Source organism: Flavobacterium sp. PL002, from assembly GCF_054165825.1.
This window is the reverse complement of sequence record NZ_CM135110.1, coordinates 1,222,516-1,240,000: the sequence shown is the minus strand read 5'-3', so window position 1 is coordinate 1,240,000 and position 17,485 is coordinate 1,222,516. Positions and strand designations below refer to the sequence as shown.

Here is a 17,485-nt window from a genome sequence, read left to right as displayed (position 1 = left end):
AAATTAATTGCTAAAAAATCTTTCCCAAAAGCAACACAAGTAACAGATCGTTTCCATGTTCAAAAACTTGCTTTAGAAGCTGTACAAGAAGTTCGCATTAGATTAAAATGGGAAGCGCTAGATCAAGAAAACCAAAGTATATTACAAGCAAAACTCAACAATGCACCTTTTGTCTCTAAAGAATTCTCTAACGGAGATACTGCCAAGCAATTACTCACCAGGAGCAGGTTTCTACTCTACAAAAGTCCTAACAAATGGAGCGAAAGTCAAAAAGATAGGGCAACAATAGTATTTGAAGCATATCCAGAAATTAAAACAGTTTACTTTTTAAGTCAAAAATTACGCAATATTTACAATAACAATAATGATAAAGTAATAGCTATCACAAAATTAGCACACTGGTATAACGATGTTGAGCGCTTAGGAATAAAAAGTTTTAATACAATAATGAATACCATTAAAATTAACTATGATTCTATTTTGAATTATTTTGGTAATAGAAGCACTAATGCTTCTGCAGAATCTTTCAATGCTAAAATAAAAGCTTTTAGAAATCAGTTCAGAGGTGTTAGAAAAGTTGATTTCTTTCTATTTAGATTAACTAAATTATTTGCTTAATCCCCAACTTTTGAGCTTGATCCAAGAAATGGAACATTTTATCCAGTGCTTTTAAATGTGCTTCGCAATGAAGATGAAGAACATCGCATGTTGATTTTTAGTTTATATCGCCGAGGCTTAACAACCGAGCAAGTTAGTGATGTTTACGAAGAAATTTACGGAAAAGAGTACAGTAAGCAGCAGATCAGTTATTTAATGAAAGACAGTCGCGAGGAAGTTTCAATTTGGCTTAAGCGCAAATTAGATTCTCACTATTTAGTGTTTTATATAGATGCAACTTTTGTTCATACTCGAAGAGAAAAATCGGTCAGCAAAGAGGGATATTATACTATATTAGGCATTAAAGAAGATGGTTCTAGAGAAGTCCTTAGTATTGTAAATCATCCTACAGAAGGAGCTTTGTTGTGGCAACAAGAATTAGAATCATTAAAAGAACGGGGTGTTCAGAGTGTTGGCCTAGTTGTCTCAGACGGCTTAACGTCAATAGAAAATGCCATTGCAAGGTCTTTTGTTAATGCTCAGCATCAGTTATGTGTAGTGCATCTCAAACGTAATATTTTAGCAGTTTTTCCTAGAACAAAACGTTTAGAAATAGGTAAGGAACTTCTTGAAATATTTGCAATAGAAACAAAAAACATTACCGTAGTAGAAGCATTTGAAAATTTATGTAAATTCGTAGAAAAGTATAAAAAAAGTTATCCTAGTTTAAAATCATTTTCAAACCAGCGAAATATAGCATATTTCACCTATTTAAATTATCCAATTTCGATTCAGAGAATGATTTATTCAACCAACTGGATAGAACGTTTAAATCGAGATTACAAACGGGTATTGAAAATGAGAGGAGCAATGCCAAGCTCAGAATCGGTACTTTTTTTAATGGGATCAGTGGCTATAGAAAAAGAATATAAATCCTATGTTTATCCCGTATCAGTTTTTAGAGAGATTGAAGAATTAAAAAGAATAATAGAAAAAGAAGAAGTCTAGTTCCGCTACGCTTCACTAAACTTCTTCTTTTTCTATTGAAATAATAATAATAACTTTTACACACTTTTTAATACACTACCGTCTTGACATAGCTGGTATGCTTTTTTCAATATCAGGATACAATTCGAATAAGTAACTTGCTCTTTCAGTTTGATTTTCAGTCCGTTTTGATTTGTTTTTTTATAAGATATAGCGGCTTATAGCTAATAGTTGCTTAATGGTATCACGTTTGATAGTATTTTGGGTTCGAATTTAGTTTTTGTGGATTTAGCTTTTTCAATAGCATCATTCTCGATGTTAATTGCTTGCTATCTATATTTAATCCTGATTTCTTGTAAAGCTTCGAGCGCTAGTTTTTGGAAATGGAATCGGTCTGTAACTCTTACTGCATTAGAAAAGCATTTCTTAGCAATAAGACCTATATTAGCCGCCATATTGAGTGTTATTTCAGTAACCGAATTTCTTAACTTCAGTGGTATTTTTTCTAATATAGCAATTACTGTCTCTGCCTTGGTCCCGGCAACCATGGCTATTATAGTTCCCTTTCTACCTTTACCAGCTTTGTTGGTTACAATGGTGTATAGTTCGCCATTGGAAAGAGATGTTTCATCAATCGATAAACACTTACCAATATTTTCAGGAAAAATAAGCCATTGTTTTGCATGCGATTTTTGTTTCCAAGCTTTAAAATCACTTAAGTACTCTTTGTACTGATATTGCAAATTCCTTTCTGAAACCCCATAGAAAGAAGCAATAGTATTACAATCATTTGGGCTAGAATCTATTGATCTCTTTTAAAAAAGACGCAAACTCCTGTGTTACAAGAGTTTCGTCCGCAACTGAATTCCTCCCGATAGCTATCGGTACTAAAAATTACCTTCCCTATGTCTTCATTAAGCCATCTTCTACGAGTGATATGAAGATATACTTTATAACCACTGATAGGGAAATCCTGGACTGTTATTTCATCAAAGAATCCTTTTGAACTTAATTTGTTTTGAAGATATTCTTTTGGTAGTGAATTAATCTCTTTTAGATAAAGATGGAGAGCTACATTTTCCTTTTTATAAGAAGTAAGTTCAAAATAGTTTATTATTATCTCAGGTAGTAATAATTTTAGGATCTCATTAAAAGATTCTTGCATTGGGATAAGATTTTAAAATACAAATATCCTTATTTAAATATTTCCCCACAACAATATGTCTTGATACATTACGACTAATTTTGTTAGCATTTATAATAATCGCGATTCTTCTATTGCCTATTTTTTATATTATGAATTTGACTTTATTACAAAGTATCGTTGATTTTTTACTTATGTTATAATGTCTACATTTTACTAAAATTATTAATTACTTACTGTTACCGTTGTTCTCTTCTAGAGTGATTAGTTGAAGTTATAATAAACTTTGCTTTAGTATCTATTTATTATTCTAAAAAAGTAAGTTTCAAAACTTTTGAGTTTAATGACGTTTTTGTGCCAGGTAATTTCATTCATTATGAATTATTTTTCGTTTTTTTTTGCGTGAGAGATAGTAGCGGCATCCTTTTATGTAGTTCCGATTGCTATCGGGACTACATAAAAGATACAGCGAATAGCTCGACCCTTTTTGGGTCACGCCCTAATTCTAGACCATGCTGAACTGCTTGGAAGATGAATTAAAATAAACCAGCGCGATGTTGCCACACAATACTGATGAACAAGCCTAAAAATAAGATACAAATCAAGAATTGTATAAAAGTAGAGGCTAAAAAACCAATAAAGGAACCTGCTGCAGCTTTTAAAGCTCGGTTGTGATTTGTAGAGTCAAATAGTAATTCTCCAATTAATGCGCCTAAGAAAGGGCCAATTAAGAAACCATATGGAACAGGAATGAAGATTCCGATAACTAAACCTATGTTTGTTCCCCAAATCCCGTATTTACTTCCTCCAAAATGCTTGGTTCCTTTGGATGGTATTATGTAATCGAGTACGGTTAGTAGTGCTGTTATGATTAAAGTGATGCTTAAAATCCAGTAGTTGGCTGGTATTGCTGCGGTGGAGTAAAGAATAAGTATTCCTAACCAACTTAGTCCTGGCCCTGGTAACAAAGGCAAAAAGCAGCCCATTATACCTATTAGCATGCAGCTCAAGCCGAGGGTTAAAAGTAAAAAATCCATATGTTGTTTTATTTGTAATTTTGGATGAGTTAAATTCTGATTTTTTTGTGTTCAATGAAAAATTATATCGTTTTAATAGTTGTTTTATGTGGTAATACTCTTTGGTTCTCACGAGTAAATAAAGATTTTCATAGCATTTTGAAAAAGAGTATTTATAATACTAACGGGTAAAAGTATTGAATTTTTTTTGAAAGATTTTGATAAACTATTTTTTGAATTTTCTAATAAAAAGGCTGATACTAATTTAGTAATGTCAAAAGAGGAGTTTTATAATTATACGTTTCAAATAGCACCCTTTTCTGATCAATTATATTCTTTATATTGAACAAAAATGTTAATAACTGAAAGTAGTAAGAAGTGGTTTGTAGAAAGCTATTAAGATTATTTGCTTTCGAAAGGAACACAAAAAAAATAATCGTAATTTTGTACTCTATAAGTCAATTTGAAAAAAAATAACACATTGAAGTATTTTTACTTTTTTTTACTACTCTTTCTTTTTAATTCCTGTCAGTATTTTGATAAGCAAGTACCTTCAGAAAAGGAATTGTTGCAGAAGGAGTTGAAGGCTATCAATTGGAATGAAGTGGATGAATATCCGTCATTTGTTGATTGTAATAAAATGGAAAGCAAGGAAGAACGCCAACAATGTTTTTTTCAGTATTTAACCACTTTAATTCAAGAAAAGATAAGTATTGATACGCTTTCTATTCTTTACCCTGAGCTAGATACTATTGAAGTTAAAGTAACGGTTTTTTCTAACTCTAAAATGAAGTTTGAGCCTCAGTTTCCTAAAGATTCGGTTGCTTATGATACTATTAAAATAGATAGTATTTTGCATGCGCGTTTAATTGATTTTCCAAAAGTTAGTCCTGCAATTAAACGTGGAATTCCAGTTAAAACACAATTTATATTACCTGTAATTATAAAAGTCGAGTAATTAATGCCTTTTACTTTTTCTCATCCTGCTATTATTTTACCGTTTTTAAAAAATAAAAAAATGTCAGCAACTGCTTTAGTTGTCGGTTCGATGTCTCCTGATTTTGAATACTTTTTTAGAATGAAAATGCAAAGTGAATTAAGCCATACTTTTTTAGGACTTTTTTTAATTGATTTTCCTTTATGTTTTTTAGTGATTTTTGTTTTCCACGGTATTATTAAAAAGCCATTAATAGATAATTCACCACTTTTTTTTAAAAGCAGACTGCAATTGTTACGGAATTTTAATTGGTTTGATTATTTAAAAAAAAATGTGTTTTTAGTTTTGATTTCTTTTTTAATTGGAGCACTTTCTCACTTATTTTGGGATTCTATGACACATTGGGACGGTTATTTAGTGCAAAGGATTCCGTTTTTTAATGAAGAAGTTATGACCATACCAATTTATAAAATAGCACAGCATTTAAGTACAGTTGTAGGTTTAACTATTTTATTTTTCTACATTCATAACTTAGTCGTTGATACTGCAGTAGTAAAAAGTTCTATTTTTAAATACTGGTTTATGACGATTGCTTTTGCAGCTGTTATATTGATTGTCCGTTTTATGTTTGGATTGCAAATACAGCAAATAGGAAGTGTAATTGTTAGTATTCTGTTTTCGGGGATGTTGGCTGTAACAGCTGTGGGATTAATTTTTAGTTTTAAAAAAATTACTTAGTAAACTGCCTTCCTTTCCATTCATATTTTCCAAATAAGGAATACAGTGCAACGGAAACGCTAAAAAACGGGTAAAGTATATTGCTTAATAAAAGATAAGATGTTTTCCTAGAATTTAGAAAATGGTTTGATTGCAGTATTAATACACTATCAATAATAATTTTTAATAGAATTAATAACAGTATTATGTGTTTGTTTATATTAGTTATTAGTAAAAAAATAAACATTATAATCCAGCATACATTACCTGCAAAAACTATTAAGGCTAAGATTTTTCCAAAATCGCTTTGATACGAAGCTGTTTTTGAAGCCCATCGGACCCTTTGATGAAATAAAGCGGTCCAATTATTTAGAGGTTGAGTCGTAACAATTGTATTTTTTGATTTCAGATAATGAACCTCATTTGGAGCTCTATTAATTGCTTTTTGCAATAAAAAAACATCGTCACCACTTGCGATTTTGTCATTGCCATCAAAACCATTTAATGCTGTAAAAAGTGATTTAGTATAGGCTAAGTTGGCGCCATTGCACATAAATCCTCGCCCGATTCCAAAACTACCTATAGTGGCACCTTGCAAACTAGCCATGTCTAACTGTTGGAACTGATGTAAAAAAGTAGTGTTGCAATCATAAGTTACTGCGCCTGCAATCATAGTAACATTGTGAGTCTGGATGTAATTATCTAGGGTCAATAACCAATTTTTAGGAACAGTACAATCGGCATCTGTAGTGATAATCCAATCTGTTTTTACTAAAGGAATAGCCGTTGTAATGGCATCTTTTTTGGGAGAGTTAGAGACTCGATTGTTGTTTATAATTTGGATTTTTAGCTTAGAAGTCTGTAGACTAAATTTATCATCAGATTCGTCATCAACTAAAAGAACTTCAAAAAGATCGTTTGGGTAATTTAGTCTTGAAAAGCTATCCAAAAGGAACGGTAGATTTTTGGCTTCATTCCTAAAAGGTACTATAATTGTGAATTTTGTCTTTGGCTTTAAGCCAATAGAATCGTAGTTTTTTATTTTGGTAAAACCATAAATTAAGAGCGCTATGGCTACGAAATAAAGGAATGATATGATGATTGTAAAAAACATCATTTTGTTTTTTGGGTTTTGAAATTTAGCACGTAATAACTACCAATGATTACAGGTAGTACTACATTCAAAAACCACATTAGGGTAGATACAAAGATTACAATCCATTCGTTTACGCCCAAAATTCCAAAGAAAAAGATGGCCACACTTCCTTTTACAGCAAAATCTAAAAACTGAAAAGTAGGTAACGATGATGCTAAAAAATAAACACTAGTTACAGCCGACATTAAAGTCAAATAAGGCAAATCAACATCAAAAGCTAGGAACAAAAAATAATATTGATGTGAAAAAACAAGATATCGCAAAACGCCTAAAAGAATGTTTTTTTGGTGTATGGATTTTGGGATTTTATTGATTTTATGAATCAGTTTTTCTATAGAATAGCCTTTGATGGTTATTTTTTTTATCGAAAATAAGATCATAAATAATACTAGTAGTGCGCCAAATAGTAATACTACGGTCTTAGTAGTGATTACATTGTATTGGGCATTGAAATAAAGTAATCCAAATAACCCAATGATTACAGTAAGCACCATTTGGATTCCGTTGCAAATTAAGTTTAGGAAAACGACTTGTTTGGTTTCGTGTTTTTCATAGTACAAGGCCTTACCTGCATATTCGCCTACACCATTGGGTGTGAAAATTCCAGCAGTTAAAGCAGCAAGCACTTGCTTTGTCGCTTCGGCAACTGAAATAGGTTTAATGTACGAAGCCAGATTATGCCATTTTAAAATCTCAAAATAACGATTCAATACGCTTAGCAACAGTATGAAACTAATTCCTATAACAGACTGGTTTTTTTTAAATTTTGTCATAAACTGCGCCCAGTCTAGTTTGTCATTGTTGGCTAGCTGGTTGTATATAAAGTAAAATGCGCCAGCAACAATCAAAACTTTGATTAGAAGTACGAGGAATTGCTTAGTTTTGCGAGGAATTGAAATCATGAGTGCAAAGAAAGGAAAAAGTATCGTGAAAACGATATTTTGTAAGTTTCACTCTGTGAGAAAAATTATTTCGCAAAGATTCACAAAGAGAGAGCGAAGTTTTCCAGAGGTTTAATATACTTTAATGTTCTTCGCAACTATCTTTGTTTCAAATGCAACTTTCAATAACTTCGAGACTCTCTGTATTACATTAATTTAAAACAAAACTTTGGCAAACGAACGCATCATATTAGGAATTGACCCAGGGACGACCATAATGGGTTTTGGGTTGATACGGGTTATCAATAAAAAAATGGAATTCATTCAATTAAACGAATTGCAGTTGAATAAAATGGATGACCATTACATGAAACTGAAACGAATTTTTGAACGCACGATTGAACTGATCGATACGCATCATCCGGATGAAATTGCTATCGAAGCTCCTTTCTTTGGTAAGAATGTGCAGTCAATGTTGAAGCTTGGTCGTGCGCAAGGAGTAGCTATGGCCGCAGGGTTATCAAGAGATATCCCGATTACAGAATACGAACCCAAAAAAATTAAAATGGCTATTACCGGAAACGGAAATGCCAGCAAAGAACAAGTTGCCAAAATGTTGCAACAACTTTTGGGATTGAAAGAATTACCCAAAAACCTCGATTCAACGGATGGATTGGCAGCAGCAGTATGCCATTTTTTTAATTCTGGAAAAGTGGTGGGAACCAAAAGTTACACCGGTTGGGATGCGTTTGTAAAACAAAATGAAGAAAGAGTGAAGAAATAGCTAGAAGTGTTTTCTAGCTATTTTATGATTTTAATTTGCGTACTTGTATCTAAAAGTACCATTAGTAATGGTATTGTTTATTGGTTCATTTTGATTACTCACTGAATTGACAGTGATAAATTCAAAAGTACCTTCAACAATTTTTGTACTGGTATTAACTTCTGTAATTTTGATAGTGCCACTTTTTGTCACTTCAAACGTGTCGTTGGAATTATCAGTTAAATCTATGAAATGTGATGGTGGCGTATTGTAAGTCTCTTCGCTAATTGCATACACACCAACTACAATATCTGATTTTTTTAACCAAATATTTATTTCGGGATTTCCAAAAACGCCACCTTGCCTCCCTTGAATCAATATATAGTCTTCAACAGGGAAGTAGCTCCAGAGGTTGGTTTCAGAATATTGATTTCCGCCAAAGGGATTATTAGCTTGAAAAGATTTTCCGTTAATCGTTGCAGTCATTGCAAATTGAGGGGTTGAATCATCTGTAGTACTGTCATTGTTAGAGCATGATAGAAGTAATAGAGGTAAAATAAGAAGTAAACAAGTAATTTTTTTCATGGTTTAATTTATAAATTTGAACAATAGTACACAAAAAATATCATATTAATAAGATTATTCTTGTTTATAAATTTAAATAAAATTTGGTTTATGTCCGGAATCTACATACACATCCCTTTTTGCAAGCAGGCTTGTCATTACTGCGACTTCCATTTTTCGACTTCGATGAAGAAAAAGGAAGAAATGGTTTTGGCTTTGGCCAAAGAAATTCGCTTACGCAAAAGTGAAGCTACTTTTCTCGACTCTTCTCGAACTGACATTGTGATCGAGACTATTTATTTTGGAGGAGGAACACCTAGTGTGCTGACTTCGGCTGAAATTGATTTTTTAATTGCCGAAGTGTATGAAAATTATACGGTTACCGCAAATCCAGAAATCACATTAGAAGCCAATCCTGATGATCTTTCTACGGAACGAATTTTGGAACTGTCAAAAAGTAAAGTCAATCGATTAAGCATCGGAATTCAATCTTTCTTTGAAGACGATTTACAAATGATGAACCGCGCGCACAATTCGGCGGAAGCCCAGAAATGCTTGACTGAGGCCACAAAATACTTTGATAATATCTCGATTGATTTGATTTATGGTGTTCCCGAAATGAGTAATGAAAAATGGCAAGCAAATATTGAAACGGCCTTGTCTTTTGGGATTCCGCATATTTCTAGTTATGCTTTGACGGTCGAGCCAAAAACAGCATTGAATAAACTGATTCAAACCGGAAAAATAGCTGCCCCAAATGACGAAGTTGCTCAAGAACATTTTATGATTCTTGTGGATACGCTCGAAGCAAATGGTTTCATTCACTATGAACTTTCGAATTTCGGGAAAGAAAACTATTTTTCAAAAAATAATTCAGCTTACTGGTTAGGGAAAAAATACATAGGTATAGGTCCTTCGGCACACAGTTACGATGGGATTTCGAGGAGTTGGAATATTGCCAATAATCCATTGTATATAAAAGCACTTGAATCCAATGAATTACCAAACGAAGTTGAAATACTTTCTGAAGCAGATCGTTACAACGAATATATTATGACAGGACTGCGAACAATTTGGGGTGTTTCTTTAGAGAGAATTCAATCTGAATTTGGACAAGACTACCATGATTATTTGATGAAACAAGCTCAGAAATTCTTAAATGATGAGTTGCTTTCGATTGAAAACGCAATTTTGAAGCCTACAAAAAAAGGAAAGTTTTTGACAGATGGGATTGCTTCTGATCTTTTTTGGGTAAATTTGGAATAATAACGTATCCGAGCGTTCGTTACAGGAACAAATCTTGCCGAAAACAAAATTATGAAAACTACAATACAACATAACAATACACTACTTGAAATCGATTTGTCAAAACCAATTGATATTTCGATTCCGATAACCAATACAGATGACAACCCAATTGCATGGTACATTGAGAGACCAGTGATTGAGCCAGTAAAATTTGACGAATGGGTAGGCAAAGTGTCGTCAGGTATGTCGTCTACTAATTTTAATAACATCCTTTTCAACCCGCACGGTCATGGTACGCATACCGAATGTTTGGGGCACATTACGCGTGATTTTTACAGCGTTAATCAAGCTTTGAAACAGTTTTTTTTTAGTGCCGAATTGGTTTCGGTATCTTTAGAAAAAAGAGGTGAAGATTTGGTTATAACCAAAGAAGCGATAGCAAAAGCATTAAGTGGTAAAACGCCCGAAGCAATTGTTATTCGAACTCTGCCAAACGAACCTTCAAAAAAATCAAGGAAATATTCACATACCAATCCCCCTTATTTAGAAGAGGCTGCGGCGCGTTTCATTCGCGAAAGCGGCATACAGCATTTATTAATTGATTTGCCTAGTGTAGATAAAGAGAAGGACGAAGGGAAATTGTTGGCGCACAAAGCTTTTTGGAATGTTACTGATGTGAATCACTTAAATAAAGATGCAAGGCTAAACGCCACAATAACCGAGCTGATTTTTGTTGATGATGTTGTTCAAGATGGGAGTTATGTATTGAACCTTCAAATTGCTTCTTTTGAAAATGATGCGTCTCCATCAAAACCTGTTTTGTATCAAATATGATTGCGATTTCTACAGATAAAAGCAAACTCAATGTACCGTTTATTCAGGAGTTTCTTAAAGATGTTTACTGGGCGACAGGCCGTACGATCGAAGAGGTGCAAACCACAATTGATCACTCCTTTTGTTTTGGTGTTTATCTAGATGACAAGCAAATAGGCTTTGCTAGAGTAATTACAGATTACATTGTTTTTGCATATGTGATGGATGTTTTTATTGATGAAGCGCACAGGGAGAAAGGGTATTCATCAATTTTAATAGATGCAATGCTAAATGAACCTAAGTTACAACAAGTTAAAATATGGCGATTGGCAACGGCTGATGCGCATTTTTTATATGAGAAATTTGGTTTTGCTCTTTTGGCTCGACCAGAAAGAATGATGGAAAAAGTGATCAAATAAAGTTTTAGCAACATGAATTTAGAAACGTTTTATGAATATAGTTTGTCAAAAAAAGGAGTGACAGAGCATTTTCCTTTTGATGAAGATACTTTAGTGTTTAAAATTGGTGGGAAAGTTTTTGCTTTGTCTTCATTGCAAAAATGGGAAATGGGAACACCAGGAGTCAATTTAAAATGTGATCCAGACCGAGCCGAAGAACTACGCGCTAGCTATGACGATATCATTCCGGGTTTTCATATGAATAAAAAACATTGGAATACCGTTACAATAAATCAAGATGTTCCAGATAAATTGGTAAAAGAATTAATTGGTCATTCGTATGATTTGGTTTTTAAAAGTTTGCCGAAGAAAATACAACTAGAGATCGAGAATTTATAAAAACCATTCGTCGATACTTTTCGTCGACTCAGCTATCATTATAGATTTAGTATCGAATACAAGCAAAATTTATTGTGAAATAGAGTTAAATTTATCTTTCAAATTTTTATCATAAATACCATGAGCAAGGCATTAAATATACTGTTAATTGAAGACGACGAAATTGAAGTAATGAAATTCAACAGGGTATTGAGTACCTTGAAGCTAAATCACAAAATTGTAGAGGCTAATAATGGAGAGGAAGCAATAGAGATTTTAAAAGTCAAAGAAGTTGTTCCTGATATAATTGTTCTGGATTTGAATATGCCTAAGATTAACGGAATTGAATTTTTAGGAATTTTAAAAGCTGATGATTATTTGAAATATATTCCTGCCATTATTTTATCAACTTCTAGTAATCATAAAGATGTTTTAGAGTGCTATAGAATAGGTATTGCAGGATATGTTATTAAGCCTTTGAAATACGATGATTATGTGGATAGAATTACAAAATTAATCGAATACTGGAGTTGTAATGAACTAATAACCAACTAGAAATTATGTACGGAATTGTCAATAAATCAATAGAAGACCTAGTTATCGCAAACTTTGGAAAAGAGAAATGGGATATTATTCATAAAAAAAGTGGAGTTGATATCGATTTTTTTTTAAGTAACGAGGTTTATGATGATGATGTAACCTATAAAATTGCAACTGCCGTAGGTGAGGTAATGGAGATGACATTAAGTGAGGTACTAATTGCTTTTGGACAATGGTGGGTAATGAGAACTACAAAAGAAAAGTATCCAGGGCTAATGGAGTCAGGAGGTAATAATTTACGAGATTTTTTAATTAATTTACCCAATTTCCATAATAGGGTTATGTTGATTTACCCAAAACTAACTCCACCTGAATTTAAAGTAAGTGATGTTGCTGAAAAAAGCCTTAATCTACATTACTTTTCAAAAAGGGAGGGGCTACAAGATTTTGTAAGAGGAATAATTCAAGGATTAGGAAATGTTTATGAAACGCCTGTTGAACTTGAGTTATTAGAATCTAGAAATGAAGGTAGTTCACACGAAGTTTTTAAAATAAAATGGTAAACTTATGGCTGAATTAGCAATGCATTTTAATGAAGATAGTTTTAATAGATTGTTTCCCTTTTATTTTCAATTAAGTACTGATTTTCATATTTTGAATTTTGGAAAAAGCCTTGCTAAAGTTTGTCCAGATCTTCAAAAAAATGATTTATTTACGGCTAGTTTTGAAATTAAAAGACCACACTTAAATACTATTTCGTTCGAAGAACTTTTAAAAAATAGCGACCAACATATTCTATTACGATATGCTAAAACTGATCTAACTCTTAGAGGTCAGTTTGAAATTATGGACGATACTTTATTATTTGTGGGCTCACCTTGGTTTACTTCTATGAATGAAGTGATCGATAGGAAATTAAGTTTTGAGGATTTTGCTCATAATGACCCCTTATTAGATTTACTGCACGTTCTTAATAATGCCGACAATACTTCAAAAGAATTAAAAGAACTGTTGTTAACAATAAATCGTCAAAAAAACCAGCTAAAAAAAGATCAAGAGGAATTAAACCGATTGTCATTTGTAGCAAGTGCTAATAAAAACGGAGTTGTTTTTACAAAACTCGATGGTACTATTTTTTGGTGTAATGATGCTTATGCGCATTTGATAGGATTTGATAAATTTGAAATTTTAGGAAAAACACCTCTTGAAGTAGGAAGAACTGCAACAACAGATAAAGCGGAAATTCTTAAAATGATTACTGCGTTTAATACTGGTCAATCTTTTGAAGTTGAGTTGCACCATGCTCGAAAAAATGGTAATTCATTTTGGTCTCGCGTAAAAGGGCAGCCTATTACAGATGCAGATGGAAATGCGACACAATATTTTGCAATTCTAGAAGACATATCACTCAAGAAAAGATATGATGAAAGCTTAGAGATCGAAAAAGAAAAATACCGAAGTATTATTGCTAATATGAATTTAGGTTTGCTTGAAGTAGACTTAAATGATAGAATTACCATGGCAAATCAAAGTTTTCTTGATATGAGTGGTTTTGATATGGATGACTTAATAGGTCATGAAGCAGCTAGAAAATTCTTATCACCAGAAAGTATAAAATTAATAGAATCTAAAGGGGATTTACGTACTAATGGAATCACTGATTCATTTGAAGTTACCGCTATAAATAAAAACAACGAAGAAAAGTTTTGGTTAGTTAGTGGTGCTCCTAATTATGATATTCAAGGAAATATAATTGGTTCTATAGGGATTCATTTAGATATTACTGATCAAAAAAATCAAGAAGAGCAGCTGTATTTGCTTTCTTTAATCGCTGAGAAGAATATTAATGCGGTGATTATATGTGATGCTAAAGGGCATATAGAATGGGCTAATAGTAGTTTCTTGAAAATGTCAGGATATACTAAAGAGGAAATTTTAGGTTTTAGACCAGGTCAATTACTTCAAGGGGAAGGATCGAATCAAGAATCGGTGCAATATCTTAGAGAGCAAATAAAAAAAGGATTGCCTTTTAATTGTGAAATAGTCAATTATTCTAAAAACAAAGAAAAATATTGGGTTAGAATTCAAGGTCAAGCTTTGTACGATAAAGAAGGAGCCATAATAAAATTCTTTGCTATTGAAGAAGATATCACTGCACAGAAAATTCTTGAAGCTCAAAAAGAAAACTTAATAAGTGATTTGGCTAAAACCAATAAAGAGCTGGAAGATTATGCTCAAATAGTTTCTCACGATTTAAAATCACCTTTACGAAGCATAAATTCCTTGATATCTTGGATTAAAGAAGAGAATGAAAATGGTTTTGAAGAACAAACAATGAAATACTTTGCACTAATAGAGCATAAAGTAGAAAAAATGGACCATTTAATTGAAGGTATATTAACCTATTCTAAGATTGATAAAGAAGAAACCCGAAATGAAAGTGTGGACACTCAAGCTATAATAAGCAGTATTATTGATATTATTCATGTGCCAAAACATATTAGTATTAAAATAATTGATACGTTGCCTACTATAAAAGCCGACCGTTTTAGAATTCAGCAGTTGTTTCAAAATTTGATTGGTAATGCGGTTAATTATATTGATAAGGAAAACGGATTGGTCGAAATTGCTGCTGAGGAATTAGACTCCAGTTATGTTTTCTCTATAAAAGACAACGGAATGGGGATGCCAAAAGAGATTCATTCTAAAATATTCGATACTTTTAAAACTTACACAACCAGTAAACATTCAACCGGTTTGGGGTTGTCTATTGTTAAAAAAGTAATTGATTTTTATAAAGGTGAAATTTGGCTCGAAAGCGAAGAAGGAAAAGGAACAACCTTCTTTGTAAAACTTAAAAAACAACTATGAAAATTATTCAAGCATATAAAGAAGCCGGTAAAGAATGGGAATATTTCCAGAAAAAAGCAATGCTTAAGAATCCTTTAGTTTTAGTTTTTGGAAACCGTTATTTACTAGAGAAATCGGAGGTAATTGATGATATAAGAAAAGAGTTTCCTTATGAAGATATTGTTTTTGGATCTACTTCAGGTGAAATAATTTGTTGTAATGTTAATGACGAATCCATTTCGGTTACCGCTATAGAGCTTGAGAATTCTAGTTTTATTGTAAAGAGAGAAAATATATTAGACTTTGATAAAAATGCTAAAGAATTAGGTGAAGCGCTATATGAGAAAATGCCGAAAGAAAATTTAAAACATTTATTTGTACTCTCAGAAGGAAGTTTTGTTAACGGTAGTTCATTAATTAACGGCTTAGAAACTAATATTGATGCTAAGTTATCCATCACAGGAGGAATGTGTGGTGATGATGCACGTTTTGAAAAAACATTAGCTTCCTATAAAGAAAATCCAAAAGAAGGCGAAGTCATTTTAATTGGTTTTTATGGAGCTACGCTAGAGGTGTCTTACGCAAGTTTTGGAGGTTGGATTCCATTTGGTCCTGAGCGTATAATTACTAAAGCTGAGGGGAATATTTTATACGAAATTGATGGACATCCCGCTTTGGATTTATATAAAAAATATTTAGGAGATAAATCTAATGAATTGCCTCAAGCCTCGTTATTATATCCCTTAAACGTTACTCCTGATGGAAAGAAAGACCCCGTTGTGCGTACTATTTTAAATATAAATAACGAAGATCAATCGATGATTTTAGCTGGAGATGCACCCGTAAATTCCCGTGTGCAATTAATGATGGCATCAGTTGATGGCATTGCTCAAGGAGCACAAACAGCAGCTAAGTTAGCAATGAACAATAGAAAGAGTAAGCCAGAACTAGCTCTTTTAGTTAGCTGTATTGGTAGAAAATTAGTAATGAATCAAAGAGTTGAAGAGGAGGTTGAACAAGTGCGAGAAGTTGTTGGAGAACGCGTACCTATGGCTGGTTTTTATTCTTATGGAGAGATGGCACCTTTTAACGGTAGTACTTCCTGTGAATTACACAATCAAACTATGACACTAACCTTAATTAGCGAGTAATGCATTCATTATTAAAAAGACAAATAGATAAAAAGCTCAACGGGGGTCTGAATGATTTGGATGTATTTCTCGAAGCTGTTGACGAATCGTATTTAAATTACGAAAGTCAGATTGAGATGCTGCAGCGTGCTATGAAAATAAGCTCTGATGAATTGTTTGATGCCAATCAAAAACTTCGTGATGAAGCAGAGAGCTTAAAAGAGGTTAATAGGAATTTACAGAACATATTAGAGTCAATGAGTTTGGATCCCGAATTAACTTCGAAAGAAGAAGGTTTTGATTCCTCGGATTATATTAAACAACAATCAATTGAAATTGTAAAAATAAATAAGCAAAGGGAGGATCTTTTAGTGAATTTAGAGAAGCAAAATATAGCTTTAAATGAGTATGCTCACATGGTTTCGCATGATTTAAAAGCACCTTTAAGAACTATTGATACTTTAATAAACTGGTTCATACAGGACAATCAGGGAATAATGAACGAGAATAATCTCAAATCTCTAAATCGGATTCTTTTTAATGTCGAAAAAATGGATTTGTTAATTAAAGGTATTTTAAACTATTCCTCTATAGAAAGTCAATCGCATGATAGCCGGACAATTGATTTGAATATGATGGTTAACGATATTCTAAAAACGATTCCAATTCCAGAAAATGTAGTTGTTAGCATAGATAACATATTACCAAAAGTTAGAGGTAATGATTTTAGATTGAAACAACTTTTTCAAAATTTAATTGAAAACGCAATTAGATACAACGATAAAGAAAATGCCAAGGTATCCATCTCCTGTTCAGAGAGTAATCAGGAAATCACTTTTAAAATTAAAGATAATGGTATAGGAATTCCAGCAGTGTATCATAGTAAAATTTTTGATGTTTTTTCTAAATTACATAACGACGGAAACTCATCAGGAATAGGGCTATCAATAGTAAAAAAAATAATCGAATATTATAAAGGGAGAATTTGGCTGGAAAGCCAAGAGAAAATAGGAACAACCTTTTATTTCACAATACCAAAAACTAATGGAGACACCTAATTTAAATTACATAAATGACTTGTCAGGTGACAATGAGGAATTTAAAGCTAAGATTATTAATATATTAAAGAGAGAGCTCCCAGTAGAGGTAGAAGTTTATCAAAAGGAAATGCAAAAGGCTGATTATAATCAAGCTGCTCAAGCAGTACATAAATTAAAACATAAAGTTTCTATTTTAGGTCTCGAAAAAAGTTATTATATTGCTTCTGATTACGAAGATAATTTAAATGATAACTCAGTAGCCTTAAAAAGTGATTTTGAATCAATATTAAAAGCTATGGAAGAGTTTGTTATACAATTGTAAAACA

At 32.5% G+C, this 17,485-nt stretch carries 20 protein-coding genes and 1 pseudogene (1 of these 21 cut by a window edge); 15 read left to right on the top strand and 6 right to left on the bottom strand.

All coding sequences use genetic code 11. From position 1 onward, the window contains the following. Positions 1-618: the 3' portion of an ISAon1 family transposase gene (locus tag ACVEGE_RS05480; protein WP_458008605.1), read on the top strand. 15 nt of this gene lie to the left of the window's left edge; the window shows 618 of its 633 coding nt (coding positions 16-633); its start codon lies beyond the left edge, outside the window; the stop codon is at positions 616-618. A 36-nt stretch (positions 619-654) separates the two neighbouring features. Beyond that, a pseudogene (locus ACVEGE_RS05475) lies at positions 655-1,605 on the top strand (IS256 family transposase); the annotation flags it as partial. Positions 1,606-1,913: 308 nt separating this feature from the next. On the opposite strand, the gene ACVEGE_RS05470 reads toward ACVEGE_RS05475, so the two are convergent. The 3 genes from ACVEGE_RS05470 to ACVEGE_RS05460 form a co-directional block, all read right to left on the bottom strand. Continuing rightward, positions 1,914-2,327: a transposase gene (locus ACVEGE_RS05470; RefSeq protein ID WP_225738179.1), complete on the bottom strand. Its 414-nt coding sequence runs from the start codon at positions 2,325-2,327 to the stop codon at positions 1,914-1,916. A 59-nt stretch (positions 2,328-2,386) separates the two neighbouring features. After that, the gene (locus ACVEGE_RS05465) at positions 2,387-2,749 is read right to left on the bottom strand and encodes an ISAon1 family transposase N-terminal region protein (RefSeq protein WP_225738178.1); all 363 of its coding nucleotides are present in this window, start codon (positions 2,747-2,749) and stop codon (positions 2,387-2,389) included. Positions 2,750-3,264: 515 nt separating this feature from the next. Further along, entirely contained in the window at positions 3,265-3,765 is a 501-nt protein-coding gene (locus ACVEGE_RS05460) for a DUF456 domain-containing protein (protein WP_173853541.1), read from the bottom strand. A 460-nt stretch (positions 3,766-4,225) separates the two neighbouring features. On the opposite strand from ACVEGE_RS05460, the gene ACVEGE_RS05455 reads away from it, so the two are divergent. Then, a complete protein-coding gene (locus ACVEGE_RS05455) occupies positions 4,226-4,702 on the top strand; it encodes a hypothetical protein (protein ID WP_192501784.1) in 477 nt (158 codons plus the stop codon). 3 nt (positions 4,703-4,705) lie between these two features. Continuing rightward, positions 4,706-5,419, top strand: coding sequence for a DUF4184 family protein (locus ACVEGE_RS05450; RefSeq protein WP_192501783.1), 714 nt, complete (start codon positions 4,706-4,708; stop codon positions 5,417-5,419). Here the strand turns inward: ACVEGE_RS05450 and ACVEGE_RS05445 are convergent. Both ACVEGE_RS05445 and ACVEGE_RS05440 read right to left on the bottom strand, forming a co-directional pair. Continuing rightward, entirely contained in the window at positions 5,412-6,515 is a 1,104-nt protein-coding gene (locus ACVEGE_RS05445) for a glycosyltransferase family 2 protein (RefSeq protein WP_192501782.1), read from the bottom strand. The genes ACVEGE_RS05450 and ACVEGE_RS05445 overlap by 8 nt on opposite strands. Then, on the bottom strand, positions 6,512-7,456 hold the full coding sequence (locus ACVEGE_RS05440) for a lysylphosphatidylglycerol synthase transmembrane domain-containing protein (RefSeq protein WP_192501781.1): 945 nt from the start codon (positions 7,454-7,456) through the stop codon (positions 6,512-6,514). Before ACVEGE_RS05440 ends, ACVEGE_RS05445 begins: the two co-directional genes overlap by 4 nt. Positions 7,457-7,664: 208 nt before the next feature. Here ACVEGE_RS05440 and ruvC point away from each other — a divergent pair, with 208 nt between their 5' ends. Then, positions 7,665-8,219 carry a crossover junction endodeoxyribonuclease RuvC gene (ruvC, locus tag ACVEGE_RS05435; protein ID WP_074724169.1) on the top strand — a complete coding sequence of 185 codons (555 nt, stop codon included), beginning with the start codon at positions 7,665-7,667 and terminating at the stop codon, positions 8,217-8,219. Between the two features lie 30 nt (positions 8,220-8,249). Here the strand turns inward: ruvC and ACVEGE_RS05430 are convergent, their stop codons facing one another. Next, positions 8,250-8,783 (bottom strand): hypothetical protein, encoded by a 534-nt coding sequence (locus ACVEGE_RS05430; protein WP_192501780.1) that lies wholly within the window; start codon positions 8,781-8,783, stop codon positions 8,250-8,252. 90 nt (positions 8,784-8,873) lie between these two features. Here ACVEGE_RS05430 and hemW point away from each other — a divergent pair, with 90 nt between their 5' ends. The 10 genes from hemW to ACVEGE_RS05380 all read left to right on the top strand — a co-directional run bounded on the left by hemW (position 8,874) and on the right by ACVEGE_RS05380 (position 17,481). Beyond that, positions 8,874-10,028, top strand: a complete 1,155-nt coding sequence (hemW, locus tag ACVEGE_RS05425; protein ID WP_173856273.1) for a radical SAM family heme chaperone HemW — start codon at positions 8,874-8,876, stop codon at positions 10,026-10,028. 51 nt (positions 10,029-10,079) lie between these two features. Next, positions 10,080-10,844, top strand: a complete 765-nt coding sequence (locus tag ACVEGE_RS05420) for a cyclase family protein (protein WP_192501779.1) — start codon at positions 10,080-10,082, stop codon at positions 10,842-10,844. Continuing rightward, a complete protein-coding gene (locus ACVEGE_RS05415; protein WP_192501778.1) occupies positions 10,841-11,242 on the top strand; it encodes a GNAT family N-acetyltransferase in 402 nt (133 codons plus the stop codon). The genes ACVEGE_RS05420 and ACVEGE_RS05415 overlap by 4 nt, the downstream gene beginning before the upstream one ends. A gap of 12 nt (positions 11,243-11,254) precedes the next feature. After that, positions 11,255-11,620, top strand: a complete 366-nt coding sequence (locus ACVEGE_RS05410) for an MmcQ/YjbR family DNA-binding protein (RefSeq protein ID WP_192501777.1) — start codon at positions 11,255-11,257, stop codon at positions 11,618-11,620. A 120-nt stretch (positions 11,621-11,740) separates the two neighbouring features. Further along, positions 11,741-12,154 (top strand): response regulator, encoded by a 414-nt coding sequence (locus tag ACVEGE_RS05405; protein WP_173853552.1) that lies wholly within the window; start codon positions 11,741-11,743, stop codon positions 12,152-12,154. 5 nt (positions 12,155-12,159) lie between these two features. Beyond that, positions 12,160-12,702 (top strand): heme NO-binding domain-containing protein, encoded by a 543-nt coding sequence (locus ACVEGE_RS05400; protein WP_173853553.1) that lies wholly within the window; start codon positions 12,160-12,162, stop codon positions 12,700-12,702. Positions 12,703-12,706: 4 nt separating this feature from the next. Next, positions 12,707-15,010 carry a PAS domain-containing protein gene (locus tag ACVEGE_RS05395; RefSeq protein WP_192501776.1) on the top strand — a complete coding sequence of 768 codons (2,304 nt, stop codon included), beginning with the start codon at positions 12,707-12,709 and terminating at the stop codon, positions 15,008-15,010. Then, positions 15,007-16,140: an FIST signal transduction protein gene (locus tag ACVEGE_RS05390; protein ID WP_192501775.1), complete on the top strand. Its 1,134-nt coding sequence runs from the start codon at positions 15,007-15,009 to the stop codon at positions 16,138-16,140. The genes ACVEGE_RS05395 and ACVEGE_RS05390 overlap by 4 nt, the downstream gene beginning before the upstream one ends. Next, a complete protein-coding gene (locus ACVEGE_RS05385; RefSeq protein ID WP_173856267.1) occupies positions 16,140-17,177 on the top strand; it encodes a sensor histidine kinase in 1,038 nt (345 codons plus the stop codon). Before ACVEGE_RS05390 ends, ACVEGE_RS05385 begins: the two co-directional genes overlap by 1 nt. Next, entirely contained in the window at positions 17,164-17,481 is a 318-nt protein-coding gene (locus ACVEGE_RS05380) for an Hpt domain-containing protein (RefSeq protein ID WP_173856266.1), read from the top strand. The genes ACVEGE_RS05385 and ACVEGE_RS05380 overlap by 14 nt, the downstream gene beginning before the upstream one ends. Positions 17,482-17,485 lie beyond the last annotated feature (4 nt).